Raw genomic sequence first — 23,882 nt, forward strand, 5'->3', positions numbered from 1 at the left:
ATCACATCAGTTTTTTGCCGTTGGGGACCGGCCGTTCGGTGGCCGCCAGCACGATCGCGCCGGCCTCGTCTTCAAAGCCCAGGGTCAGCACTTCGGAGCGGACAGGCCCGATCTGGCGCGGCGGAAAATTGACAACGCCCAACACCTGCCGCCCGACGAGATCTTCCGGGCGATAGTGCACCGTGATTTGGGCTGATGACTTTTTTATGCCGATCTCCGGGCCGAAATCGATTTTCAGCTTGAAGGCCGGCTTGCGCGCCTCCGGAAAAGGCTCAGCCTCGACGATCGTGCCCACGCGAATGTCGACGCGCTCGAAATCAGCAAATTCAATAGTCTCGGCCATTACAATTCCCTTTGTGAAAAGTCGCTGCCGCCGGATTTAAAGCATCGAGGGAGATTCCGGAAGCATACCGACATCGGCGGGCTCCCCGTGAAATCTGGCCTCCTCCCAGGGGCGGTGTGCGAACTGCTCGGCCAGGAATTCGACGAAGACGCGCACGCGCGGAGGCAGGAAACGCCGGTGCGGGTAGACAACGGTTATCGGTTCCGCCTCGGCATAATTCCAATCGGCCAGCAGCGGCTCCAGCAGGCCCGCCTTGATGTCGCCACCGACCGGAATGTCGGAGAGCCGCACGATCCCGATGCCTGCGAGCGCGAGCCGCCTCAGCGCCTCCGTGCTGTTGGCCTCGACGGAACCGCGTACACGGATCGCATGCCGGCCGTCGTCATCCTGGAACTCCCAGACATTCAGGCGACCATGGGCCGTGATGGCAAGGCATGCGTGCCGTTGAAGTTCGTCGGGCGTTTTGGGACGCGGCGTCAGCGCAGCGCGGCGATGGCTGACGCGACCCGCCGGGCAATCGGTGTGATCTGGAGGTTTCTGCTCAACCGGAAATCGCGGCAAGAGCACGACGCATGCGCGGGTGTCTCCCGCACATGCACGCCCTAAGGCAATCACCACGCCGACGCTGCGAATAGCGCGGCGGCGTCGCGGGCTCAGCCCGCCAGTTCTTCCGCCCGCTTGCGCGCCGCCGCGATCGCCTTGTCGAACAGCGGCTGCATGCCGTCGTCAGCCATCAGCACGGAGAGCGCTGCAGCGGTCGTGCCGCCGGGAGAGGTTACGTTCTGACGCAACCGCGCCGCTTCGTCGGGGGACTGGTGCAACAATTCGCCGGCCCCTGCGACGGTTTCCCGCGCAAGCCGCATGGCAAGGTCCGCCTCGAGGCCAGCCTTGCGGCCCGCCTCCGCCATGCACTCGACGAGGTAGAAGACATAGGCCGGACCGCTGCCGGAAACAGCCGTCACGGCATCGATCTCGGCTTCAGTCCTCACCCATTCGACCGGGCCGCTGACCTTCAGGAGGTCGTTGACCTGGCCGCGCTGCGCGTCGCTGACGCGCGCATTGGCAAAGGCACCGGTGACGCCACGGCCGATCATCGCCGGCGTGTTGGGCATGGCGCGAACCGTGGCTGCAGCACCCAGATGCGTCTCGATGAAGGCAAGCGTCTTGCCGGCCGCGACCGAGACGATGACCGTGTTCGGACCGACTAGCGGTTTCAACGGCGGCAGCACGACGTCCATCACCTGCGGCTTGACCGCAAGGAAGATCACACCGGCCGCAACGCCGGACGGCGCCTGGGTCGCATGCGTCACGCCATTGTCGGCAATGAGCTTGGCCATGGCCGGCGGCGGACCGGGATCGACGACGAGCACGTCGGCACCCCTGACACCACTCTTCAGCCAGCCGGAAAGCATGGCGCCGCCCATATTGCCGGCGCCGACGAGCACGATGGGACCGGAAGCGGCATTCGCCATGATCAAGCCTCTCCAACCGTTTCGAACAGGACCGCATCGACGGCGCGCTGCGCGTCCATGCCGGACCAGACGACGAATTGAAACGCCTGGTAATAGGATTCGCAAGCGTCGAGTGCGCTCGAAAGCAGAACTTCGACCTGCTGGTTGGTGGGCTCGGCGCCGCCAGCGAGCAGTAGCGATTGGCGGAAGATCACCACTTCCTCCTGGCGCCACAGATCGAAGTGGCCCATCAGCACCTGCCCGTTGATGTGCGAGAGCAGGCGGATAACTTCGTTCACCCGGCTTTCGGAGACCTTGATATCGAAGGCGCAGGCAAGGTGCAGAGCTTCGAACTCCTCCATCCAGGAGAAGGAAACGTGGTAGTCCGCCCACTTGCCTTCGACCGTCATGGCGATTTCATCTTCGCCGGATCGTTCGAACGACCAGTCGTTATTTGCAGCCACGAACTCGATCATGTCGACCGGGTTGGATTGGCGCTCGACTTCCATTTCCAAAAGGCTCATTCATCACCCTGCATAGGTGTGGCGCAGACATGCATCATCACGCTCACAAGACGCAACGCTGCAAACCCAACACCGATTACAAACACATTATGATTGCTGAACTCACATCCATCCTGGCTGACTTACCCTGCCCGGAGCTTGCGTGGTTCGTTTCGAATCATCATTTAAAATCAGTGTATAATGGCGGAGTCAGGCTGCCAGCCCCCGGGCCGAAAAATAGCCGGGATGAATCGCGTCCACGTTGTCATTTGGATGAAGCGCCCAAGCTTAACTGACTCTGCCATAAGGGTTTTTTGGCAGTGTCCACAGGTGGAAAACTTTTCAGGTTTTATTAACCAGCCTTAAGGCCGTTTCAATCGAGCCAGGATTAACGACAGCAAAACGCCCGCGAAACCAGTTCGCGGGCGAAGTAAAAACGCTGGAATGCCGTTATTTCGGCGGAATCGCGTTACTTGCCGGTCGCAGCGATACGCGCTTCCAAAGCCTCTATGCGGGCGAGCAGCGCATCATTTTCCTCACGCGCCTTGATGGCCATTTCCTTGACCATCTCGAACTCCTCGCGCTTGACCACGTCGAGCGAGTTCAGTGCCCGTTCGGCCTGCGCACGGAAGGCGGTCTCGACCTCGCGGCGCACGCCTTGGGCGGCACCTGCGGCATCGGTCATCATCTTGGCAAAGTCATCCAGAATGCGGTTGGCGCCTGTGCTCATCGTCGCGATCTCCATTTCAGCCGTCGCCTCGCATTGCGATGCGGTCATGAATTTCAGGTAGGGTCAGCAGCGAGCGGATGCAAGGAAAATCACGTGCCAAATCACGGCCCTGTGTGCGAGGCACGCGCGTCGGCGCCTTGACCCGGTGAAAATCGGTCGCCATGTTCCGCCGAAACAACCGGCCCCTGCACGCGCAATAGGTACGAGAACATATCTTGGAAACTCTAGCTACCCGTCTCGCCATCCTTCCCTTCCCCGAAATCGACCCCGTCATTTTCCAGATCGGGCCTCTCGCCGTGCATTGGTACGGGCTCGCCTATGTGGCGGGCATCCTGATCGGCTGGCTCTACGCACGGCGCCTGGCGATGAACAATGCGCTCTGGCGCAACGAGACGCCTGCGGTCACGCTACAGCAACTCGACGACTTCCTGCTCTGGGCAGCCGGCGGTATCGTGCTCGGCGGCCGCATCGGCTACATCCTCTTCTATGATCTCGGCTCCGTGCTCGCCAATCCGATCCGCGCGCTGGAAATCTGGAATGGTGGCATGTCGTTCCACGGCGGCTTCCTCGGCACGACGCTCGCCATGATCATCTTCGCCCGGCGCAACGGCATCGTTCTCTGGAGCCTGTTCGATATCGTCGCGGCCGTTGTCCCGATCGGCCTTTTCTTCGGCCGCATCGCCAATTTCATCAATGGCGAGCTCTGGGGCCGTCTCTCCTCGATGCCCTGGGCAATCGTCTTCCCGACAGGCGGCCCCTTCGCCCGCCACCCGAGCCAGATCTACGAGGCCGCCCTTGAGGGCCTCGTCCTGCTCTCCGTACTCGCCTGGTTCATCTATCGTCGCCAGGCGTTGAAGTCCCCAGGCCTCGTTACCGGCATCTTCGTCCTCGGCTATGCCCTGAGCCGCATTTTCGTCGAATTCTTCCGCGAACCGGACGCGCAGATCGGCTATCTTGTCGGTGGCTGGCTGACGATGGGCATGGTGCTTTCGTTGCCGATGGCGCTCGCCGGCATCTGGGCGATTTCCCGGGCGCGGCGCGCAGCCGCCTGAGAGCGGATAGGGCAAGGGCGTGCGGCCTCCGGCCGCCTCCCGCTAATTGGACGAAGGCATGACGACACCACTTGCGGACAAGATCAAGGCGCTGATCAAGGCTCACGGGCCGATCAGCGTCACCGACTACTTCTCGCTTTGCCTGGCGGATCCGGAGCACGGCTACTACCGCGTTCACGAGCCCTTCGGCAAAGAGGGCGACTTCACCACGGCGCCGGAAATCAGCCAGCTTTTCGGCGAGATGATCGGCGTCTTCCTCGTTCACGCCTGGCAACAGCACGGCAAGCCCGAAGGCGCTGTCATCGCCGAAATCGGCCCCGGCCGCGGCACGATGATGGCCGATATGTTGCGGGTGGTGCGTCGCCTTGCCCCGGAGCTCTACGCATCCGCCGGCGTGCACCTCGTCGAAACCAGCGAACGCCTGCGCAAGGTCCAGTCCGAAACCCTTGCCGCCCACGGCAACAAGGTCGAATGGCATGCAAGCTTCGAGACCTTGCCCGAAGGCTTCCTGCTGCTTGCCGCCAACGAGCTGTTCGATGCCATTCCGATCCGGCAATTTGTGCGCACCGCGCAAGGGTTTCGTGAGCGCATGGTCGGCCTCGACGCCAATGATGACCTCACCTTTGCCGCCGGCGTCGCCGGCATCGACCCGGACCTCTTGCCGACGCCGGCCCAAGGTGTGGCCGAAGGCACCATCTTCGAGATCGCCCCGGCCCGCGACGCCGTCATGTCCGCCCTTTGCGAGCGGCTGAAGATTAGCGGCGGCACCGCGGTGATCATCGATTACGGCCACCTCGCCACCGGCTATGGCGACACGCTGCAGGCCGTCCGCGATCACGAATATGATCCGCCTCTCGCAAGCCCTGGCCGGGCCGACCTCACCAGCCATGTCGATTTCGAGCAACTGGCCCGCCGCGCCAAGACCGACGACGTGCAGATCAACGGCCTTGCACACCAGGGCGATTTTCTTGTTGGACTCGGTCTTCTGGACCGCGCCGCGGCACTTGGCCGCGACAAGGACGCACTGACGCAAGAAGGCATTCGCCAGGACGTGGAAAGACTTGCCGGTGCGGGCGCCGGAAAGATGGGCGAACTCTTCAAGATCCTGGCCGTCAGCAGCCCGCCGGTGCCGCTTTCGCCTTTCCGCAAACCGAAGGCCTGAGCCCTCCCCGGACGGCCCCGTGCCGTTCGGGAATTGACAGCCCAGCCATCGCGGGTCAACATCGCGCCGGCAAATCAGCCGTCATTCGCCGGGCCGGAGCGCGCCCCCAAACCCATTGAATTTCTTCATAAAGCAAAGGCAAATATACCGATGCAGCATGACGCCGCGCTTTCTCCCGTGCAAAGCTCGCTTTTCGGCGAGAAGGCCGGGCCGGCAATCGCCCATGGTTATTTCACCCGCCAGGGCGGCGTTTCCGAAGGGCTCTATCGCGGCCTCAATGTCGGCCTTGGCTCGAAGGACGAAAGAGCCCATGTCAACGAGAACCGCACCCGCGTCGCGGGCTGGTTCGGCGCGCCGCTGGAGCGGCTGGCGACGTTGCATCAGGTCCACTCTCCAGACGCCGTCATCGTCGATGAAACCTATGACGGTACCCGCGCCGAAGCCGACGCGCTGGTGACGGCGACGCCAGGCATCGTGCTCGGCGTATTGACCGCCGATTGCGGCCCCATTCTCTTTGCCGATGCCGAGGCCAATGTCATCGGCGCGGCCCATGCCGGCTGGAAGGGCGCGCTCGGCGGCGTCCTGGAAAGCACCATCGAGGCGATGGTCTCGATCGGCGCCCGGCGCGACCGCATCGTCGCCTGCCTTGGCCCGTCGATCAGCCGCCGCAACTACGAAGTCGGCGCCGAATTTGTCGAGCGTTTCGTCTCGTCGGATGAAGGCTACGCGTCCTACTTCAGACCGTCCGAGCATGACGGCCACGCGATGTTCGATCTGCCGGGTTTCACCATCCGGCAGTTGACCGAAGCCGGCGTGACCGCCGAAAATCTCGATATCTGCACCTATGCCGACGAGGAGCGCTTCTTCTCCTACCGTCGGACGACCCACAGGCAGGAGCCGGACTACGGCCGGCAGATTTCCGCCATTTGCATACGGGGGACCTGACATGGCGCTTCAATTTGCCCAGGAAGAATATGCAGGCCGCCTCGAGCGGCTGACGGAGAAGATGCGCGAGGAGAAGCTGGACGCGGTGCTGCTCTTCGCCCAGGAGAGCATGTACTGGCTGACGGGCTACGACACCTTCGGGTACTGCTTCTTCCAGACGCTGGTCGTGAAGAAGGACGGCTCGCTGGTTCTGCTGACGCGCTCGGCCGACCTGCGCCAGGCGCGCCACACCTCCAACATCGAGCGCATCGAAATCTGGGTGGACCGGGCCAACGCCGATCCGACCCTGGATCTCAAGAACCTGCTCAGCGAACTCGACCTGCTCGGCTGCCGCATCGGCGTCGAATACGACACCCACGGCATGACCGGCCGCGTCGCCCGCCTGCTCGACCGCCAGCTCCAGACCTTCGGCGAGTTGATCGACGCCTCGTATCTCGTCAGCCGGCTGCGGCTGATCAAGAGCGACGCCGAGATCGCCTATGTCGAGAAGGCCGCAAGCCTTGCCGACGATGCGCTCGATGCCGCGCTGCCGCTGATCCGTCCGGGCGGCAACGAAGCCGACATCCTCGCCGCCATGCAGGGCAAGATCCTGGCCGGCGGCGGCGACTACCCTGCCAACGAATTCATCATCGGCTCCGGCGCCGACGCGCTGCTCTGCCGCTACAAGTCCGGGCGCCGCGTGCTCGACAGCCAGGACCAGCTCACCCTCGAATGGGCCGGCGTCAGCGCCCATTACCATGCTGCCATGATGCGCACCGTCGTCGTCGGCGAGCCGACCAACCGTCACCGTGAACTCTACAGCGCCTGCCGAGAGACCATCCAGGCGATCGAGATGGTGCTTCGTCCCGGCAACACCTTCGGCACCGTCTTCGACATGCATGCCAAGATCATGGACGAGCGCGGCCTTGCCCGTCACCGCCTGAATGCCTGCGGCTATTCTCTCGGCGCCCGCTTCTCGCCCTCCTGGATGGAGCACCAGATGTTCCACATCGGCAACCCACAGGAGATCGAGCCGAACATGTCGCTGTTCGTGCACATGATCATCATGGATTCCGACAGCGGCACCGCCATGACCCTCGGCCAGACCTATCTCACGACGACGGATACCCCCCGTGCGCTCTCGCGCTATGGCCTGGACTTCATTTCTGCTTAGGGAAATCCGCCTAGACTTGCGTTCGTACTGGCAGACGACAGGAGACGTTTCAGGAAACTGCCGCGAAGAAACGGACGGACGGTTTGAACATGCGAAAGCTCACCACGCCCATCGTAGCTTTTGGCCTCGCCATTGCCCTGGCCGGCTGCAACAGCACCGAGATGCTGACGCCACAGGTTGACGTCGGCGGGGGAACCTTCCGCTCGCCACCGGTGACGCAATCCGACCTCGACGCCATGTCGACGCAGACGGCAATGGCGCCGGTGCAGCGCGAACCCATCAGCCAGACCACCGCCTACTCGCCTCCGTCGAACACGCCGACTGCCTATGCCACTGGCGACGCGACCTATACGGATCCCGCCGGCACCTTCGAGGGACAGGCAAGCCGACTTGCCGCCGGCTCAGCGCCGGTCCAGAACACGATCGAGAGCCGCCAGGCACCGATCGAACAGTCACCAGTTCAGCACACCCCGGTCCAACAGACGGCGGCTGCGGCCGAGACCATCCAGACCCAGCCGAGCGTCGCATCGCTGCCGAAGGCAAGCGCTGCCACCAGTGGCACGATCCGCTTCCTGCCGATCATCGGCGCGCCGGTCCAGGCGGTGACCCCGCTCTCCAAACAGCTGGGCGCCGAAGCGCGCGCGCACGGCTTGACGATCAAGGGCTCTGGCGATGCCAGCAGCGAACATATCCTCAAGGGGTACTTCTCGACGCTGAAGGACGGCGAGAAGACGACGGTCGTCTATGTCTGGGATGTGCTCGACGGCAGCGGCAATCGCCTGCATCGTATCCAGGGGCAGGACTCGGTTCCCGGTGCCGGCGCGGACTTGTGGAGCGGAGTGCCGGCGACAACCATGCAGGGAATCGCGACGAAAACCATCAACGCCTACCTCGAATGGCGGCAATCTCAGGCCGGTTGACACAAAGTTTTTAGGATATTGGCCTTCGCGGCGCAGCATTCCCCTTGCATTCAAGTTCAGTCTCGCTAAAAAGCGGCCGATCAGCTCTGAACGGCGGCCATCCGCAAAGAATGACCGCGATTGGAATGGCTCTCGGAATCTGCGCGGAACACACCGCCCCGGAAAACACCGGTCGGTAACCGCGCCAGCTCAAGGCGGTCCGTCAATGAAGGTTTTCGCAGGTAATTCGAACCGGCTGCTGGCCGAAGCGATCTGCAACTATCTCAACCTGCCTCTCGGCAAAGCGACGGTACGCCGTTTCGCCGATCAGGAGATCTTCGTCGAGATCGGCGAAAACGTGCGCGGCGAGGATGTGTTCATCATCCAGTCGACATCTTTCCCCACCAACGATCACCTGATGGAACTGCTCATCATGATCGACGCGGTGCGCCGCTCCTCCGCCCGCCGCATCACCGCGGTGCTTCCCTATTTCGGCTACGCCCGCCAGGACCGCAAACCCGGTCCGCGCACGCCGATTTCGGCCAAGCTGGTCTCCAACCTGATCACCGAAGCCGGCGCCGATCGCGTGCTGACGCTCGATCTTCATGCCGGCCAGATCCAGGGCTTCTTCGACATCCCGACCGATAACCTCTATGCGATCCCGATCCTGGCGCGCGACGTCAAGGAAAACTACGATCTCAAGAACGTTATGGTCGTTTCGCCTGATGTCGGCGGCGTGGTTCGCGCCCGTGCGCTCGCCAAGCGCCTCGACTGTCTGCTGGCGATCGTCGACAAGCGTCGCGACCGTCCGGGTGAATCCGAAGTCATGAACGTCATCGGTGACGTGAAGGGCAAGGACTGCCTGCTGATCGACGATATCGTCGATTCCGGCGGCACGCTCTGCAACGCGGCCGAAGCACTGCTCAAGAACGGCGCGACCAGCGTCACCGCCTACATCACCCACGGCGTTCTCTCCGGCGGCGCGGTCGCCCGCGTCACCTCGTCGATGCTGAAGGAACTGGTCATCACCGACTCGATCCAGCCGACCACCGCCGTCCAGTCCGCCCACAATATCCGGGTGATCTCGACCGCTGGCCTGCTCGGCGAAGCCATCAGCCGCACCAGCCAGGAAGAGTCCGTTTCGAGCCTCTTCGACTGAGGTCGTACCGAATTTGCGAATTTCTGAAAACGCCGGCGCCAAAGCGCCGGCGTTTTTCGTTGCGGAAAGCAGCTACTTCCCGAGTGCCTGTACCAACGGCTGGTCGGCGAGATTGTCGATGAACCAGTTGGGATAAACCGCGGCCGGCACGGTCTCGGCATCGAGCGCCGAAATCTCTGCTTGCGTCAGCATCAGGTCCACCGCACCGAGATTGTCCCTGAGCTGATGCGGCTTGGACGCGCCGAGCAGCACGCTCGTTACCGCCTTCTTCGCCAGGAGCCAGGCAATCGCCACTTGCGCGACGCTCGCCCTATGCTCGCCGGCGATCCCGCGCAGGCGCTCCACCAGCTTGAAGCCCTGCTCCTTGTCGAAGGGCAGAATGTCGAAGCCCGAATAGCGGTTGTCCGGATCACCGAGATTATCGCGGGTGTACTTGCCCGAGAGGAACCCCGAGGCGAGCGGGCTCCAGACCGTCAGCCCCAGCCCGTAGCGCTGCATCATCGGGATGACGTCGCGCTCCACGTCGCGGCCGAGCAGCGAATAGTGCATCTGGCCGTGGGTGAAGGGCGCCAGCCCGTTGGCCTTCTGGATCTCGGCTGCTGCCGCCACCTTCCAGGCCGACCAGTTGGAAAAGCCGATATAGCGTACCTTGCCGGAGCGGACGACCGCATCGAGCGCGGAAAGCGTCTCTTCAAGCGGCGTGTGCGGGTCCTCCTTGTGGACGATATAGGCGTCGATCCAGTCGGTGCCGAGGCGCTTGAGACTCTGATCGACCGACCAGAGGATATGGCGGCGCGAAAGACCGGCCTGGCTGAGCGGTGTGCCGGTGCGGAAACCGACCTTGGTGGCGATCACCACTTCGTCGCGGCGGGACTTGAGCGCGTCGCCGAGGATCCGTTCCGATTGCCCCGAGGCATAGGCGTCGGCAGTGTCGAAAAAATTGATGCCGGCGTCCAGCGCCTGCCCGACTAGGGTGTCGGCAGCTTCGGCATCGGTCTTATAGACCGCGCCGAGGCTGCGGTCGCCGGCGGTGAAGGTCATCGCGCCGAAGGCGAGGCGCGAGACCACCAACCCGGTATTTCCAAGCGTCGTATATTGCATGTCGTTCTCCATCCACTCCGAGACAGGTTCATGTTGCAGCGACTATGCCAAAGTTGATTGCCGCGAAAAATCACAGCTCTCTTGATAGGTTTGGAAGAATTCCTTCATAATCGCGCGATGGCAAACGATCCCTTCACAGGACTGCGGGAGTTTCTGGCGGTGGCGGAAGCAAGCAGCTTCACCGCAGCATCAGCGATCCTCGGCGTCACACCCAACGCCGTCAGCCAGACAATCAGGGCGCTGGAAGCCCGTCTCGGCCTCCAGCTCTTCGTGCGCACCACGCGACGCGTTGCCCTCACCGAGGCAGGCCTCGCCTTCCTGAAGCGCGTGCGTCCCGCCGCCGCCGAGATCACTGACGCCTATGAATTGCTCGGCGACTTTCGCGACAAGCCGATGGGCAATCTCAGGCTGACCGTGCCGCGCATGGCGATCCCTCTGGTGCTGACGCCGCTCCTGCCGCGCTTTCGCCAGGCCTATCCGGACGTTTCCGTCGAAGTCTCCATCGACGATGCGGCCGTCCATATCACCGAACACGGCTTCGATGCCGGCATCCGCATCGGCGAAGCGATCGAGCGCGACATGATTGCCGTCAGGCTGACGCCCGACATCACCTGGGCCGTGGTCGGCTCGCCCTCCTATTTCGTCAAGCACGGGCGGCCGTCGACGCCCGAGGACCTGACGCGCCACGAAGCCATCCGCTATCGCTACCCGGGATCGGGCACGATCTATCGCTGGGAGTTCGAGCGGGAGGGACGCGACTTCTCCGTCGACGTCCCCGGCGGGCTGACGGTCAACGATTTCCAGATGCTCATGGAGATGGCCGAAGCCGGCACCGGGCTTGCCTACCTGCCGGACCTTTCGGTGCGCGACGCCGTCGCAAACGGCCGCCTCGAACGGGTGCTAGACGCCTATCTGCCGACGTCGCCGGGCCTCTTCATCTACTTCCCCGCCAAGGCCCAGACCCAGCCCAAGCTGCGGGCTCTTCTCGATCTCTCGTCAAAGATTGGGCGGGAGCGGAGATAGTCTCGCCTACAACTAGACCTGAAATGTATGCGCATTGACAAGCCTGGGATGTGAGCCGCATATTTCGACTAAATTAGCAATCTCATATATTGAGAGGTGGCATGGGGACTGGCTCCGAGGGGCGTCGTGATCGCCTGGCGATCTTGATAGATGCTGAGAATGTTCGCCCGAAATTTCTGCCGCTTATCATTCTCAAGGCCTCGTCGATTGGCACCGCCTCCATCAAACGTGATTATGGAAATTTTGGCAGTGCTGCGATGGCCGCATGGCAGCCGCTGCTCCATGAATATGCGCTCTTGCCAGTCCATGTCGCACCCGCGGCAAAGAGCAAGAATGCCACCGATCTGAAGCTGGCGATCGACGCGATCGATATTCTGCATCGCCGGCAAATCGAGGGATTTTGCATTGCCTCCAGCGACAGCGATTTCACCTCTCTCGCAAGCCGAATCCGGGAGGACGGGTTGGCCGTCTACGGCTTCGGGGAAAAGAAAGCGACCAATCCCTATGTGAAATCTTGCGACCGCTTCTTTTACTGCGACCTGCTTCTCGAGGAAGGTGCAAAGGGTGCTGCCGGCCAGCCAGCGAAATTGCCTTTGAAGGAAATTCACGCCGCTGTGGACGACACGTCAGGTGAAGACGGCTGGGCTTATCTCGGGGAAGTTGGCAACGTACTCAACAAGCGCATGCCAGATTTCGATTCCCGACTTCACGGATTCAGCAAGCTCAATATTTTGATGAAAAGCATCCCATCCCTGGAGTGCAAGTCGAATGGCGGCGGCTCGATCTACGTGAAACGGAAATAGACCGATCGCGTCAGCGCCCCCGAAAGACAACGGCGCAACTCTCGCCGCCGCCGAACAGCCGCGAGCGCGTGAGAAACCGCTTCTCCCGTCCATTGTCGAGCGAGAACATGCCGCCCCTGCCCGGCACCACGTCGATGATCAGTTGCGTGTGCTTCCACACTTCGAACTGGCTGGCGCTGATATAGACGGGCACGCCGCCGATTTCGCCGAGCTTCACGTCATTGTCGCCGACGATGTAGTCATCGGCCGGATAGCACATGGGCGACGAGCCGTCGCAGCAGCCGCCGGACTGGTGAAACAGGATATCGGGGTGATCGCGCCGGATTTCGGCGATCAGGTCGAGCGCCGCATCCGTCGCCAGCACGCGGGGTTCGTTGGTACCGCCGGTATTTCCCGTTAGTTCAGTGGGCATTGGCGAGCCTCCAAGCTCAGGCGCGGTCGGTGTGGTCGGCTGAGGCGCGGGTGGAGAGCACACCTCAGCCGCCGATCGAGCCGGACGGACGGTGGAGAAAACCGTCCCTCCGGCTCCTGTCGCCTTCCCCGGCGGCGGGGAAGGCAGTTTCCGATCAGAAGAAGCCGAGCGCCTTGGGGCTGTAGCTCACCAGCATGTTCTTGGTCTGCTGGTAGTGATCGAGCATCATCTTGTGGGTCTCGCGGCCGATGCCGGACTGCTTGTAGCCGCCGAAGGCCGCATGGGCCGGATAGGCGTGGTAGCAATTGGTCCAGACGCGACCGGCCTGGATTTCGCGGCCGAAGCGGTAGCAACGGTTGGCGTCGCGGCTCCAGACACCGGCGCCGAGGCCGTAGAGCGTGTCGTTGGCGATCTCCAGCGCTTCAGCTTCCGTCTTGAAGGTGGTGACCGAGACCACGGGCCCGAAGATCTCCTCCTGGAACACGCGCATCTTGTTGTGACCGCGAAACACCGTCGGCTTGACGTAAAAGCCCTCCGACAGCTCGCCCTCAAGCACGTTGCGGCCGCCGCCGGTCAGCACCTCGGCGCCTTCCTGGCGGCCGATATCGATATAGGAGAGAATCTTTTCGAGTTGCTCGCTCGACGCCTGCGCGCCGATCATCGTGGCGCTGTCGAGCGGATTGCCCTGGCGGATCGCCTCGACGCGTTTCACCGCCCGCTCCATGAAACGGTCATAGATGCTCTCCTGTACGAGCGCGCGGCTCGGGCAGGTGCAGACTTCGCCCTGGTTCAGCGCGAACATGGCGAAACCTTCGAGCGCCTTGTCGAAATAGTCGTCGTCCTCGGCGAGCACATCGGCGAAGAAGATGTTCGGCGACTTGCCGCCAAGCTCCAGCGTCACCGGAATGAGGTTCTGGCTGGCATATTGCATGATCAGCCGACCGGTCGTCGTCTCACCGGTAAAGGCAATCTTGGCGATGCGCGGGCTGGTCGCAAGCGGCTTGCCGGCCTCGAGCCCGAAGCCGTTGACGATGTTGAGCACGCCGGCCGGCAGCAGATCTCCGATCAGCTCCGCCCAGACGAGGATCGAAGCCGGCGTCTGCTCGGCAGGCTTGAGCACGACGCAATTGCCGGCGGCAAGCGCCGGCGCCAGCTTCCAGGCAGCCATCAGGATCGGGAAGTTCCAGGGAATGATCTGCCCGACGACGCCGAGCGGCTCGTGGAAGTGATAGGCGACCGTGTCATGGTCGATCTCACCGATCGAACCTTCCTGCGCGCGGATGCAGGACGCGAAATAGCGGAAATGGTCGATGGCCAGCGGAATATCGGCCGCCATGGTCTCGCGGATCGGCTTGCCGTTGTCGAAGGTTTCGGCCCGCGCCAGGAGTTCGAGATTGTCCTCCATGCGGCCGGCGATCTTCATCAGGATGTTGGAACGCTCGGCTGCCGAGGTCCGGCCCCACTTTTCACGAACGGCATGGGCGGCGTCGAGCGCCAGCTCGATATCGGCGGCATCGGAGCGAGCCACCTGGCAAAGCACGCCGCCGGTCACCGGCGTTGTGTTGTCGAAGTAGCGCCCGGCCACCGGCTCGCGCCATTCGCCGCCGATGAAGTTGCCGTATTTCTGCTTGAACGGGCTTTCGACGATCTTCTGATGCAACATGGTCATTCCTCCCTGAGAACCAGCAACGAGCTGTGTGTAGGAAGGTGAAGTTGAATGCGGGTCTTCGATAGAGCCGTGCGAGCGGCGGCAAGGAGAACTGTTTCAGAATTGAGACAGGTCGGCGTGGGCGACCATGCTGCAACGCAGCAAGCGGACACACTGTATCGCCCCTCATCCCCCTGCCGGGACCTTCTCCCCGTGATCACGGGAGAAGCGACAAGCTGAGCGCTCCACATGCCCCAAGGATCCGGGCCAACATAAGTACGACGATCGCTATCAGGCACGTTCCCTCTCCCCGCCTGCGGGGAGAGGGTTAGGGTGAGGGGCAACCTCCAGACGGCGTAGGAAGATCAGTTGACAGAGAGCCGCTTCATCTTGCGGTAAAGCGTGGCGCGGCTGATGCCGAGCAGCTCGGCCGCCATGGAGACGTTGCCATTGGCGCGCGACAGCACACGTCGAAGCGCTGCACGTTCCGCATCGGGAAGCTCGGCGGCGTCGCCTGACGTATCTTCCTGGAGGAGATCGGAGGCCGGAACGCCGGCGGCGATGCGCCGGTCGTCGAGATCGAGCCATTGGCGTGCCACACGCGTGGCGCCGAGCACGAGGTCGTCGCGGTCGACGGCGAGAAGCGCAGGCCCGGCACGGTCCACCGGCACCAGCACGATCCGCGCACCGGCAAAGGCGCGACGGAAGAGGCCGGCCTCGATGCGCGCAGCGGCATCGCGCACCGCCTGCGACAGGATCGACATCGTGATCTCGGATGCATCGTCGCGGCAAGTGGAGATGTCGATGGCCGCCGCCAGCCGGCCGCGATGATCGCGGATGGGTGCTGTGGCGCAGCTCAAGCCGATATTGCTGCTGAGGAAATGCTGGTCGCGCTGGATGACGACCGCGCGCTCATCGGCGATCGCCGTGCCGATGCCATTGGTGCCGACGCTCGCCTCGCTCCACACCGTTCCCGACCAGAGCCCGACGCCGCGAAAATCGGCGTCGTCGCCGACTGCACCGCGCCGTTCCAGTGCCACGCCGTCATTGTCGGTGAGGAGCAGGCAGCACCCGGCCTTGCCAACCGTGGCGAACAAGCGGTCGAGCTCGATGCCGGCTTCCGCCAACAGTTCACCCGAACGCTCGCGCACGGAGTGGAACTCACTGTCGAGCAGCCGAAGCGGCGTGCGCGCTTCCTCCGGAGCAAGCTTGTGCAATGTCATGCAGCGGCGCCAGGAGGCGGCCACGGGCGAGCTCGCCGCTGCCGAAGACTGGTGCGCGACCCGATAGACAAGTTCCGAATGATCCCTGACGACAGGCATCGCCCTCCTCCCTGAAAGCGTCGACCGGCGACGACGGATGCAACCGATCTCCCAAACGGCGCACCTGCTTGGGCGGCACTATAGCCAACGATGTTCGCAAAGGTCCAGCCAGACGAAGGTTCGAGTGCCAGCACCCGTCAGCGAGTTTGATCGGTGCATCACGCCGGCGATATCGACAGCGCGCGCGAATGTGATAGGCGAAAGGATCATATCGCCGCGACTTAACCCCACAACAGCCGGTTGCCGCCATGCTTCGTGACTTCTCGCTCCAGAGCCTCTTCATGGGCCTGCTGATCGCCTTCGTCGGCTTCGCCAGTTCCTTCGCAGTCGTGCTGCATGGTCTGACCGGTGTCGGCGCCAGCGAAGCGCAGGCCGCCTCGGGGCTGATGGCGCTGTCGATTTCGATGGGCGTCTGCGCGATCGTCATCAGCGCCGTGACACGGCTGCCGGTCAGCATCGCCTGGTCGACGCCGGGTGCCGCATTGCTCGCGAGTGCCGGCGTCGTCGAAGGCGGCTTCAACGCGGCCGTCGGCGCCTTTCTCCTCTGCGGGTTGCTCGTCGTCATCGCCGGCCTCTGGAAGCCGCTGGGCCGACTGGTCTCGACCATCCCTGCCCCGCTTGCCAATGCCATGCTTGCCGGTGTGCTGCTCAGCCTCTGCTTCGCGCCGGTAAAGGCGATCGCCTTCAATCCGTTTCTCGGCTTGCCGATTCTTCTCGCCTGGGCCGTCGTCGGCAGCGTCAACAAGCTCTATGCGGTTCCGGCGGCACTCATCGCCTTCGTGCTGGTCATCGCCTTCGGCGTCGAAATCCCGGCGGGCGCGTTCTCGGCTCTATCCTCGGCGCTTGTGCCGACCGTGGAATTCGTGGCGCCGCAGTTCAATGTTGCGGCCATGGTCAGCATCGCCCTGCCGCTTTTCATCGTCACCATGGCCTCGCAGAACATTCCCGGCATCGCGGTGCTGAAGGTCAACGACTATCATCCCGCCCCCGGCCCGCTGTTTGCAACTACGGGCCTCTTTTCCATGCTGAGCGCCCCCTTCGGCGGGCACGCGGTCAATCTGGCCGCGATCACTGCCGCCATGTGCGCCGGTAGCGATTCCCACCCCGACCGCGCCCGGCGCTACTGGTCGGCAATCAATGCCGGGGCTTTCTACATTGTCTTCGGCCTGCTCGCAGGTGTCGTCACTACCTTCGTCAGCCTAGCGCCTTCCATCCTGATCGAGGCGGTGGCGGGGCTGGCCCTTGTCGGCGCCTTCGCCAGTTCCGCCATGGCCGCCTTCACCGAGGCGAAGACCCGCGAAGCGGCCGCCATCACCTTCCTGGTGACAGCCTCCGGCGTCAGCTTCGGCGGTGTTTCTGGCGCATTCTGGGGGCTGATTGCCGGCGGCCTGATGCTGGTGCTCGCGCGCTTCACCGCGAGAAAGGCTTGAGCGCACCGCATCTTCCCACTCGATTTCCGGCACGACGTTGCCGCAAGACCGCTGTGCACTTTCGTGCGACATGCTTTAAAACCGCGGCAAAGCTTGCATTTGCGGGCGATCTCGTCTATGCACCGCCCCGTCCGCGTAGACACCCTTGGAGGCAACGCGGATGAAGCCCATGCGGCTTCGGTTCATCCGCATTGTCGGATGAACTCTCCAGATTTAGACATAGAAAGGTCTACCCATGAGCCACGCAACTTATGAGCTCAAGGCCGAGACGCGCGAACGGGTTGGTAAGGGGTCCTCCCGTGAACTTCGTCGCAACGGTCTTATCCCGGCTGTCATCTACGGTGACAAGCAGGCCCCCCTTTCCATCGCGCTCTCCACCAAGGAAGTGACGATGAAGATCCACGCCGGCGGTTTCATGACCACCGTCGCAACGATCGACCTCAACGGCGAAAAGATCCGCGTCCTGCCGAAGGACTACCAGCTGGATCCGGTCCGCGACTTCACCATGCATGTCGACTTCCTGCGCGTCTCCAAGGACAGCCAGGTTACCGTTGAAGTTCCGGTTCACTTCGTCAACGAAGAAAAGTCCCCGGGCCTGAAGGCTGGCGGCGTTCTCAACATCGTTCGCCACGAAGTCGAACTCAACGTTTCGGCTAACGACATTCCGGAATTCCTGACCGTCGATCTCTCCGGCCTCAAGGTCGGCGACGCCGTTCACATCTCCAACATCAAGCTGCCGAAGGGCGCGACCCCGGTTATCGCCGACCGCGACTTCACCGTTGCAACGATCGTTGCTCCGGCCGGTGGCGTGAAGGAAGAAGCCGAAGGCGAAGCAGAAGCCTGATTGGCTTTTGGCTGACTGGCGAAAGCCAGTCCCGCTGCACTTCATCGAGAGCCCGTCCCATTCGTTTGGGGCGGGCTTTCTGCATTGCCGCGAGCCTGCGGCAGCGCAACGCCGGCATCGCGTCTCATCATTTATCATGCCGCGATTTCAGCAACATTTAAGATTTTGATGATGTTCTTCAGGCGGGGAAACTGGGGCTCAGACTGAAGAGAATCCGAATATGAGATGCGTGGCAGCACCTTCCAGGGCGTGCATACGATGATGCACTCCGTGGAGAACCGATTTATCGCGATTGTCTGTGGCGCAATGCTCGTGTTCATTGCCCCGCTGCTCGTCCTCTTCCTGAGCATTTCCAGCGATCGCATCGCACGCGAGCGCATTCACAATATCGAACTGCTGATGGCCGCAAGCGCCGAAGCGCTCGGCAAGCCCATCTGGGACTTCGACAGCGACGGTATCAAGCATATCGCCCGATCGCTGATCAACGGTACCGATATCCTCTCCGTCACTGTCCGTGACCAGACCGGCTCCATCCTCGCCCAGATGCCGCTGGGCGGCGCCATACCCAGCGCCAAGGACCGGATCCTCAGCCTGCCCATTTCCTATCAATCCGTGGATGGGCTGAAGGAAGTCGGCCGCATCGAGGTAAGAGTTCCCACGCCTGGCCTTCTGTCGCAATTCAGCAGGGACGAACTGGCGATCCTCGCCATTCTGCTTTTCGCAGTCGCGATCGTCTTTGCCGCCGCGCTCGTCGGCAATCGCTTCACGGTGATGCGCCCGCTGATGCGGCTGACGGCGGCAATCGAGGCGACCCGCCGGCTCGGCTCACGCCACCGCGTCGACTGGACCTCCGACGACGAAATGGGCGCACTTGCCGCCAACTTCAACGAGATGCAGGACCGGCTCGAGCGCGAAGAGACGGAACTGAAAAGCGCGCACGAACGCGTCACCGATATCTACAACCTGACGCCCGCCATGCTGTTTTCGCTCGACGTCGACGGGCGCCTGCTGGCCGTCAGCGACTATTGGCTGCTGGCGACCGGTTACGACCGCGACGACGTGATCGGCCGTGACTTCGTCGACTTCATCGATCAGCACTGGCACGAAACCTATCGCAGCCACGCCAAGACGATCGCGGTCGGCGATCACGAGATCCGCGAGGTTACCGTTCCTTTCCGCAAGGCGGACAGTGAGCTCATGACGGTGCTGATCCAGGAGACGAAGGCAACCGGCGAAGGCAGCCTGTCGCTGTCCGTGATGACCGATGTCACGGCGCTGAAGCAGGCGGAAAGCCGCAACCACACCCAGGCGATCACCGACCACCTCACCGGCCTGCTGAACCGGCAGGGGTTCGAGGCGGCACTCGACGACGCGATCCGGCAGGCTGATGAATGCGGCATGCAGCTCGGCTGCCTTTTCATCGACCTCGATCGCTTCAAGTGGATCAACGACAATTTCGGCCACGCCGCCGGCGACGAAGTACTGCGCCACACGGTCGAGCTCATCCATGACGCGTTGCGCCCCGGCGACATCATGGCCCGCCTCGGCGGCGACGAATTCGCCATCCTGATTTCTGACCGGGACGCTGCGGCACTCGCAAGCGAGATCGGCGAGCGTATCGTTTCGGCCCTGCACGAGCCGATGCCGATTGCCGGCAACGAACTCCTCGTCAGCGCCAGCGTCGGCATTTCGGTCTATCCCGCCCATGCGGAAAACGCCTCCGATCTGCTGCTGAAGGCCGACATGGCGATGTATGCGCGCAAGCACGATGGCAAGAACGGGCTGCAGCTGTTCGACGCCAGCATGCTCGACGCTTCCCGCGAACGCCATGAGATCGAACAATGCATCGAGGCCGGACTGAAAGACGACCATTTCGAGGCCTGGCTGCAGCCGATCGTCAGCCTTGCCGACGGGCAGATCGCCGGCTTTGAAGCACTGATGCGCCTCAACCACCCGGAAAAGGGCCTGATGCCGCCGGGCAAGATCATCGGCATCGCCGAGGAAACCGGTACCATCGCCCGTATCGGCGACCGCATCCTCGAAAAGGCGATCCAGCACTTGGCGGCCATCTCCGAGCTGGACGGCACCCAGAACACCTACCTGGCCGTCAATTTCTCGCCGCTGCAATTCGAACTGACGCTGCCGCACAAGCTCGCCGCCCTGCTCCTGAAGCACCACATTTCGCCAAGCCGGATCGTCGTCGAGATTACCGAAGCGGTGCTCATGCTCGACAATCCGGAAGTGCACGCCGTGCTGAAGCAGCTTAACGAATTCGGCTGCCGCATCGCACTCGACGATTTCGGCACAGGCTATTCGTCGCTGAGCTATCTCAACCGTTTCCCGGTCGATATCGTCAAGGTCGACCAGTCCTTCACCCGTTCGCTGAGCTCCGGCACCGCCGATATCCGGCGCAAGAGCCGCATGCTGATCAAGGGCATCCGCACCATCTCGCATCAGATGGGCTGCACCGTCGTCGCCGAAGGCATCGAGACGAAGGAGCAATGGCAGCTCCTGCGCAAGCTGGGCGTCGATTGCGGCCAGGGCTATCTCTTCAGCCGGCCGATGCAGATCGACAGCATGCTGAAGATGCTGGAAAGCGATTCGGAAGCAAAGTCGACGGCAGCAGACAGACGGGCATGATGCCGCCGCCAGCGGTCGCGATTCCGATGGAGGTTCGGGACGCGGACATACCGCACGGACACGGCAAGATGCGGCGAAAAGGAGGAACGCACGTGAAGGCGCTGATCCCATTACTTTTCCTCGGTCTCGTCACGACCGCGGAGGCGCAAACGATCAAGTTCGTCACCGAGGAGTATCCCCCTTACAATTTCTCGACCGAAAACGGCCCGAGCGGCGCTGCCGTCGATCAGGTCAAGCTGATCATGGAACGGCTGAAACAGCCCTATACAATCGAGGTTCTGCCGTGGGCGCGAGCCTTCATGCTGGCCGAAACCGATCCGGCCTACTGCGTTTTCACGACCGGCCACGACGCCGAACGTGACGGGAAGTTCCAATGGGTCGAGCCGCTGCTGGTCGATCATATGGTCATGGTTCGCCATGCCGGCTCCGACATAGCACCAGATTCGCTGGAGGCGGCACGCCAGTACTCCGTGGGCACGCAGCGCGAGGACTTCTCCGCAACCTATCTCAGGGACCACGGCTTTCCGAAAATCGACTATGCCGCAAATCTCGAATCCAGCCTGAAGAAGCTGATCGCCGGACGCGTCGATCTGCTGATGACGTCGGAGAAGACCTTCCAGAGCATGCGCGCCGAAGGCAAGCCGGTCGAACCGGCACTGGTTCTCGAAGGCAAGCTCTATGGCATCGCCTGCCACCGCGATGTGTCGCGGGCAACCATCGCCGCCATGCAGCGCGAACTGGACCGGTTGATTGGCAACGGCACCCAGGACGAGATCTTCAAGCACTACGGCCTCACGCCGAACGCCAGCCTGCGCGCCGCGAAATAAGCGTTGACTTCCCCCCGGCGCGATGATTTTGGATGGCCCCATCCCGAAATCATCGACGCGTGACGACATGCTGATCATCGTAGGGCTTGGCAATCCAGGTTCGAAATACGCCGCCAACCGGCACAATATCGGCTTCATGGCGGTCGACGTCATCCACCGCCGCCATGGCTTTGCCTCCTGGTCGAAGAAATTCAAGGCCGAGATCGCCGAGGGCGAGATCGCCGGCGAACGCGTGCTGCTGATGAAGCCGCAGACCTTCATGAACCTGTCCGGCGAAGCGGTCGGCGAGGCCATGCGCTTCTACAAGCTGCAGCCGAAGGACATCACCGTCATCTACGACGAGCTCGACCTGCCGGCCGCCAAGGCGCGGATCAAGGTTGGCGGCGGCCACGGCGGCCACAACGGCATCAAGTCGATGGACGCCCATTGCGGCAAGGATTACCGGCGCCTGCGGCTCGGCATCGGCCATCCCGGCGTCAAGGATCTGGTGCACGCTTATGTGCTCGGCGATTTCGCCAAGGTCGACCAGGCCTGGCTGGTGCCGCTGCTCGACGCCATCGCCGACAACGCCGACATGTTGGTGCGCGGCGAGGATTCCCAGCTTCTGAACAAGATCGCGCTCGCGACCGGCGGCAAGCCGGAAGCGGAAAAAGCCGAAGGCCCGAAGAAGCAGGGTGCGCAGTCGCATATCCACCAGGCGCGCAACTCTGCCCAGCCGAAGAAGCTGCCGACGACCGGTCCAATGGCCGACATGCTGAAGAAGATGTTCGGCTCGAAGGGCGACTGAGCATCACCATTCCCTGCCCGATATCGGCGTCTAGCTCGCCTTGTGGGCCGCAAGGAAAATCCGCACCGCTTCCGCAGCATGCGCCTGCAGTGCCCAAGGTGTCGGGATCGCGCCGTCGCCAAGCAGCATGGCGTCGTTGACCGGCCCGCCCATGACCAGCCAGTTGAAGAACCCCCCGGCGACCTCGGCATCCCTCACCAGGATGTCGCCCTTCTCGCCATAGCGCTTGAAGGCGACGGCAAGCCGCCGGATCGAGCGCATCGGTCCGCGCTCGTGCAGCGCTTCGCCGAGTTGCGGAAAACGTTCGACCTCGGCGATGACAAGGCGACGAACCTGCATCAGCCGCGGCGTCATCACGATCTTCAGCAGTTGCGTCGCATAGTCGAGCAGGAAATCCTCGATCGGCTCATCGCCATCGGGGTCGGCGACCTGCTCCTGGAACTCGTCGCCCGCCCCGCCCGTCATGCTGCGCACGACCTCCAGAAACAGCGCTTCCTTGCTCTGGAAGTGGGAATAGACCGTCTGCTTCGACACTTCAGCCGTCGCAGCGATCTCGTCCATATTGGTGCCGAGAAAGCCGTGTTTCAGGAAAAGGTCGCTCGCCGCAGCCACGATCGCCTTGCGGGTGCGCTCCATGCGCGTCTTTGCGCCGTTGCTCAATGTTGCCCCCCTCTCCTGCCACACGTCACCAAATCACTTGCCGCGCAGAATAGGCCAGTCGGATTGACAAATCAAACTGGACGGTCCAGTCTAATTAGTGAGATGCGATCGGGAGAGGGTCATGGTCAAACCACAAGCAAAAAATCGGATTGCCGCCTGCCGTTGCGGGCTGGTTGCCTTTGAAGCCATCGGCGAGCCGATCGTCGGCGCCGCCTGCTACTGCACCAGTTGCCGCACCGCCGGCGAGCGTTTCGAGGCTCTCCCCGAAGCATCGCCGGTCATGGAAGCCGACGGCTCGACGCGGTTTGCGCTCTACCGCAAGGACAGGATCCGCTGCATCAGAGGCAACGACCTCTTGCGCGAGCATCGGTTGACGCCCGAGGCACCCACCCGCAGGGTGATCGCAAACTGCTGCAACGCCGCCATGTTCCTGGAATTCAAGGGCGGCCACTGGCTGAGCGTCTACAACCAGCGCTTCGCCCCGGATGAGCAGCCGCCGCTCGAAATGCGGACGATGACGAAGGATCGCAAGGCCGGCGTCGAGTTCGCCGACACGCTGCCGAGCTACAAGACACATTCCGGTCGGTTCATGTGGCGGCTTCTGACCGCTTGGGCGGCGATGGGTTTCAAGGCGCCGAAAATCGACTATGTGAAAGGCGAGGCCAATGGCATCCCAGGCTGAGAAGATCGAAGTCGAAAACATCGTTTCGCCCGGTCACAAATACCGCGTCGACCGGGTGAAATACGAGGCGATGCGTGAAGCTCTGCTCGCGGTGCTGCCGCCATCCGCGCCGGGCTTGACCGTGGCGGGCGCAAAGGAACGGCTGCTGCCTATGCTGCCGCAGGACCTTTTCCCCGGGGGCGCGAAGGCCGGCTGGTGGCTGAAGGCGGTACAGCTCGATCTCGAAGCCAAGGGTACGATCGAGCGCGAAGCGAGCAAGCCGCTTCGGCTGCACAAGAAAGCGTAAAGCAGGCCGGTGCTGCCCGG

The 23,882-nt window shown here is 62.7% G+C and carries 25 protein-coding genes; 15 read left to right on the forward strand and 10 right to left on the reverse strand.

What is annotated here, in order from left to right:
- Position 1: 1 nt before the first annotated feature.
- From LAC81_RS12855 to LAC81_RS12875, 5 genes are all read right to left on the reverse strand, one after another.
- Entirely contained in the window at positions 2 to 343 is a 342-nt protein-coding gene (locus tag LAC81_RS12855) for a tRNA-binding protein (protein ID WP_223725101.1), read from the reverse strand.
- 36 nt (positions 344 to 379) lie between these two features.
- The gene (locus LAC81_RS12860; protein ID WP_223725102.1) at positions 380 to 904 is read right to left on the reverse strand and encodes a substrate binding domain-containing protein; all 525 of its coding nucleotides are present in this window, start codon (positions 902 to 904) and stop codon (positions 380 to 382) included.
- A gap of 92 nt (positions 905 to 996) precedes the next feature.
- A complete protein-coding gene (gene proC / locus LAC81_RS12865) occupies positions 997 to 1,815 on the reverse strand; it encodes a pyrroline-5-carboxylate reductase (RefSeq protein ID WP_223725103.1) in 819 nt (272 codons plus the stop codon).
- A 2-nt stretch (positions 1,816 to 1,817) separates the two neighbouring features.
- The gene (locus tag LAC81_RS12870; RefSeq protein ID WP_034788736.1) at positions 1,818 to 2,318 is read right to left on the reverse strand and encodes a YbjN domain-containing protein; all 501 of its coding nucleotides are present in this window, start codon (positions 2,316 to 2,318) and stop codon (positions 1,818 to 1,820) included.
- Positions 2,319 to 2,766: 448 nt separating this feature from the next.
- On the reverse strand, positions 2,767 to 3,027 hold the full coding sequence (locus tag LAC81_RS12875) for an accessory factor UbiK family protein (protein WP_113535665.1): 261 nt from the start codon (positions 3,025 to 3,027) through the stop codon (positions 2,767 to 2,769).
- 215 nt (positions 3,028 to 3,242) lie between these two features.
- On the opposite strand from LAC81_RS12875, the gene lgt reads away from it, so the two are divergent.
- From lgt to LAC81_RS12905, 6 genes are all read left to right on the forward strand, one after another.
- Positions 3,243 to 4,079, forward strand: a complete 837-nt coding sequence (gene lgt / locus LAC81_RS12880) for a prolipoprotein diacylglyceryl transferase (protein WP_223725104.1) — start codon at positions 3,243 to 3,245, stop codon at positions 4,077 to 4,079.
- A gap of 58 nt (positions 4,080 to 4,137) precedes the next feature.
- Complete coding sequence (locus LAC81_RS12885) at positions 4,138 to 5,241, forward strand: class I SAM-dependent methyltransferase (RefSeq protein WP_223725105.1); 1,104 nt, start codon at positions 4,138 to 4,140, stop codon at positions 5,239 to 5,241.
- A gap of 150 nt (positions 5,242 to 5,391) precedes the next feature.
- Positions 5,392 to 6,186: a peptidoglycan editing factor PgeF gene (pgeF, locus tag LAC81_RS12890; protein WP_223725106.1), complete on the forward strand. Its 795-nt coding sequence runs from the start codon at positions 5,392 to 5,394 to the stop codon at positions 6,184 to 6,186.
- A 1-nt stretch (position 6,187) separates the two neighbouring features.
- Complete coding sequence (locus LAC81_RS12895) at positions 6,188 to 7,339, forward strand: M24 family metallopeptidase (protein ID WP_223725107.1); 1,152 nt, start codon at positions 6,188 to 6,190, stop codon at positions 7,337 to 7,339.
- A gap of 89 nt (positions 7,340 to 7,428) precedes the next feature.
- The gene (locus tag LAC81_RS12900) at positions 7,429 to 8,259 is read left to right on the forward strand and encodes a hypothetical protein (protein WP_223725108.1); all 831 of its coding nucleotides are present in this window, start codon (positions 7,429 to 7,431) and stop codon (positions 8,257 to 8,259) included.
- 205 nt (positions 8,260 to 8,464) lie between these two features.
- Entirely contained in the window at positions 8,465 to 9,397 is a 933-nt protein-coding gene (locus LAC81_RS12905) for a ribose-phosphate pyrophosphokinase (protein WP_034788749.1), read from the forward strand.
- Between the two features lie 72 nt (positions 9,398 to 9,469).
- Here the strand turns inward: LAC81_RS12905 and LAC81_RS12910 are convergent, their stop codons facing one another.
- Positions 9,470 to 10,498 carry an aldo/keto reductase gene (locus tag LAC81_RS12910; RefSeq protein WP_223725109.1) on the reverse strand — a complete coding sequence of 343 codons (1,029 nt, stop codon included), beginning with the start codon at positions 10,496 to 10,498 and terminating at the stop codon, positions 9,470 to 9,472.
- 117 nt (positions 10,499 to 10,615) lie between these two features.
- Here LAC81_RS12910 and LAC81_RS12915 point away from each other — a divergent pair, with 117 nt between their 5' ends.
- Both LAC81_RS12915 and LAC81_RS12920 read left to right on the forward strand, forming a co-directional pair.
- Positions 10,616 to 11,521, forward strand: coding sequence for a LysR family transcriptional regulator (locus LAC81_RS12915; protein ID WP_223725110.1), 906 nt, complete (start codon positions 10,616 to 10,618; stop codon positions 11,519 to 11,521).
- 101 nt (positions 11,522 to 11,622) lie between these two features.
- Positions 11,623 to 12,324, forward strand: coding sequence for an NYN domain-containing protein (locus tag LAC81_RS12920; protein WP_223725111.1), 702 nt, complete (start codon positions 11,623 to 11,625; stop codon positions 12,322 to 12,324).
- A gap of 10 nt (positions 12,325 to 12,334) precedes the next feature.
- On the opposite strand, the gene LAC81_RS12925 is transcribed toward LAC81_RS12920, so the two are convergent.
- The 3 genes from LAC81_RS12925 to LAC81_RS12935 all read right to left on the reverse strand — a co-directional run bounded on the left by LAC81_RS12925 (position 12,335) and on the right by LAC81_RS12935 (position 15,706).
- Positions 12,335 to 12,736: a DUF779 domain-containing protein gene (locus tag LAC81_RS12925; RefSeq protein WP_223725112.1), complete on the reverse strand. Its 402-nt coding sequence runs from the start codon at positions 12,734 to 12,736 to the stop codon at positions 12,335 to 12,337.
- Between the two features lie 154 nt (positions 12,737 to 12,890).
- Complete coding sequence (adh, locus tag LAC81_RS12930) at positions 12,891 to 14,399, reverse strand: aldehyde dehydrogenase (protein ID WP_223725113.1); 1,509 nt, start codon at positions 14,397 to 14,399, stop codon at positions 12,891 to 12,893.
- 350 nt (positions 14,400 to 14,749) lie between these two features.
- The gene (locus tag LAC81_RS12935) at positions 14,750 to 15,706 is read right to left on the reverse strand and encodes a helix-turn-helix domain-containing protein (RefSeq protein ID WP_223725114.1); all 957 of its coding nucleotides are present in this window, start codon (positions 15,704 to 15,706) and stop codon (positions 14,750 to 14,752) included.
- A gap of 248 nt (positions 15,707 to 15,954) precedes the next feature.
- On the opposite strand from LAC81_RS12935, the gene LAC81_RS12940 reads away from it, so the two are divergent.
- From LAC81_RS12940 to pth, 5 genes are all read left to right on the forward strand, one after another.
- Positions 15,955 to 17,136 carry a benzoate/H(+) symporter BenE family transporter gene (locus LAC81_RS12940; protein WP_223725115.1) on the forward strand — a complete coding sequence of 394 codons (1,182 nt, stop codon included), beginning with the start codon at positions 15,955 to 15,957 and terminating at the stop codon, positions 17,134 to 17,136.
- Positions 17,137 to 17,371: 235 nt separating this feature from the next.
- Positions 17,372 to 17,980 carry a 50S ribosomal protein L25/general stress protein Ctc gene (locus LAC81_RS12945; protein ID WP_223725116.1) on the forward strand — a complete coding sequence of 203 codons (609 nt, stop codon included), beginning with the start codon at positions 17,372 to 17,374 and terminating at the stop codon, positions 17,978 to 17,980.
- 258 nt (positions 17,981 to 18,238) lie between these two features.
- Positions 18,239 to 20,620, forward strand: a complete 2,382-nt coding sequence (locus LAC81_RS12950) for a putative bifunctional diguanylate cyclase/phosphodiesterase (RefSeq protein WP_223727820.1) — start codon at positions 18,239 to 18,241, stop codon at positions 20,618 to 20,620.
- Positions 20,621 to 20,712: 92 nt separating this feature from the next.
- Positions 20,713 to 21,447, forward strand: a complete 735-nt coding sequence (locus tag LAC81_RS12955; protein ID WP_223725117.1) for a substrate-binding periplasmic protein — start codon at positions 20,713 to 20,715, stop codon at positions 21,445 to 21,447.
- A 67-nt stretch (positions 21,448 to 21,514) separates the two neighbouring features.
- Positions 21,515 to 22,234: an aminoacyl-tRNA hydrolase gene (gene pth, locus LAC81_RS12960; RefSeq protein ID WP_223725118.1), complete on the forward strand. Its 720-nt coding sequence runs from the start codon at positions 21,515 to 21,517 to the stop codon at positions 22,232 to 22,234.
- Between the two features lie 30 nt (positions 22,235 to 22,264).
- Here pth and LAC81_RS12965 read toward each other — a convergent pair whose 3' ends face one another.
- Positions 22,265 to 22,894 (reverse strand): TetR/AcrR family transcriptional regulator, encoded by a 630-nt coding sequence (locus LAC81_RS12965; RefSeq protein WP_223725119.1) that lies wholly within the window; start codon positions 22,892 to 22,894, stop codon positions 22,265 to 22,267.
- A 121-nt stretch (positions 22,895 to 23,015) separates the two neighbouring features.
- Between LAC81_RS12965 and LAC81_RS12970 the strand changes: the two genes are divergently transcribed.
- Together LAC81_RS12970 and LAC81_RS12975 are read left to right on the forward strand one after the other, a co-directional pair.
- Positions 23,016 to 23,576, forward strand: coding sequence for a GFA family protein (locus tag LAC81_RS12970; RefSeq protein WP_223725120.1), 561 nt, complete (start codon positions 23,016 to 23,018; stop codon positions 23,574 to 23,576).
- Positions 23,560 to 23,862, forward strand: coding sequence for a DUF6958 family protein (locus LAC81_RS12975; protein ID WP_223725121.1), 303 nt, complete (start codon positions 23,560 to 23,562; stop codon positions 23,860 to 23,862). The genes LAC81_RS12970 and LAC81_RS12975 overlap by 17 nt, the downstream gene beginning before the upstream one ends.
- The last annotated feature ends 20 nt before the right edge of the window (positions 23,863 to 23,882 follow it).

It is taken from the genome of Ensifer adhaerens, from assembly GCF_020035535.1.
Taxonomy (GTDB): Bacteria; Pseudomonadota; Alphaproteobacteria; order Rhizobiales; family Rhizobiaceae; genus Ensifer.

Excerpts from the sequence above, each read along its gene's own strand:
- LAC81_RS12945 (WP_223725116.1), top strand. The coding sequence starts at position 17,372 with ATGAGCCACGCAACTTATGAGCTCAAGGCCGAGACGCGCGAACGGGTT.
- LAC81_RS12915 (WP_223725110.1), top strand. The coding sequence starts at position 10,616 with ATGGCAAACGATCCCTTCACAGGACTGCGGGAGTTTCTGGCGGTGGCG.
- LAC81_RS12870 (WP_034788736.1), bottom strand. The coding sequence starts at position 2,318 with ATGAGCCTTTTGGAAATGGAAGTCGAGCGCCAATCCAACCCGGTCGAC.
- LAC81_RS12855 (WP_223725101.1), bottom strand. The coding sequence starts at position 343 with ATGGCCGAGACTATTGAATTTGCTGATTTCGAGCGCGTCGACATTCGC.
- LAC81_RS12910 (WP_223725109.1), bottom strand. The coding sequence starts at position 10,498 with ATGCAATATACGACGCTTGGAAATACCGGGTTGGTGGTCTCGCGCCTC.
- LAC81_RS12935 (WP_223725114.1), bottom strand. The coding sequence starts at position 15,706 with ATGCCTGTCGTCAGGGATCATTCGGAACTTGTCTATCGGGTCGCGCAC.
- proC (WP_223725103.1), bottom strand. The coding sequence starts at position 1,815 with ATGGCGAATGCCGCTTCCGGTCCCATCGTGCTCGTCGGCGCCGGCAAT.
- LAC81_RS12975 (WP_223725121.1), top strand. The coding sequence starts at position 23,560 with ATGGCATCCCAGGCTGAGAAGATCGAAGTCGAAAACATCGTTTCGCCC.
- LAC81_RS12900 (WP_223725108.1), top strand. The coding sequence starts at position 7,429 with ATGCGAAAGCTCACCACGCCCATCGTAGCTTTTGGCCTCGCCATTGCC.
- LAC81_RS12885 (WP_223725105.1), top strand. The coding sequence starts at position 4,138 with ATGACGACACCACTTGCGGACAAGATCAAGGCGCTGATCAAGGCTCAC.
- LAC81_RS12970 (WP_223725120.1), top strand. The coding sequence starts at position 23,016 with ATGGTCAAACCACAAGCAAAAAATCGGATTGCCGCCTGCCGTTGCGGG.
- LAC81_RS12895 (WP_223725107.1), top strand. The coding sequence starts at position 6,188 with ATGGCGCTTCAATTTGCCCAGGAAGAATATGCAGGCCGCCTCGAGCGG.
- LAC81_RS12875 (WP_113535665.1), bottom strand. The coding sequence starts at position 3,027 with ATGAGCACAGGCGCCAACCGCATTCTGGATGACTTTGCCAAGATGATG.
- LAC81_RS12920 (WP_223725111.1), top strand. The coding sequence starts at position 11,623 with ATGGGGACTGGCTCCGAGGGGCGTCGTGATCGCCTGGCGATCTTGATA.
- LAC81_RS12925 (WP_223725112.1), bottom strand. The coding sequence starts at position 12,736 with ATGCCCACTGAACTAACGGGAAATACCGGCGGTACCAACGAACCCCGC.
- LAC81_RS12950 (WP_223727820.1), top strand. The coding sequence starts at position 18,239 with ATGATGCACTCCGTGGAGAACCGATTTATCGCGATTGTCTGTGGCGCA.
- pth (WP_223725118.1), top strand. The coding sequence starts at position 21,515 with ATGCTGATCATCGTAGGGCTTGGCAATCCAGGTTCGAAATACGCCGCC.
- adh (WP_223725113.1), bottom strand. The coding sequence starts at position 14,399 with ATGTTGCATCAGAAGATCGTCGAAAGCCCGTTCAAGCAGAAATACGGC.
- LAC81_RS12940 (WP_223725115.1), top strand. The coding sequence starts at position 15,955 with ATGCTTCGTGACTTCTCGCTCCAGAGCCTCTTCATGGGCCTGCTGATC.
- pgeF (WP_223725106.1), top strand. The coding sequence starts at position 5,392 with ATGCAGCATGACGCCGCGCTTTCTCCCGTGCAAAGCTCGCTTTTCGGC.
- LAC81_RS12905 (WP_034788749.1), top strand. The coding sequence starts at position 8,465 with ATGAAGGTTTTCGCAGGTAATTCGAACCGGCTGCTGGCCGAAGCGATC.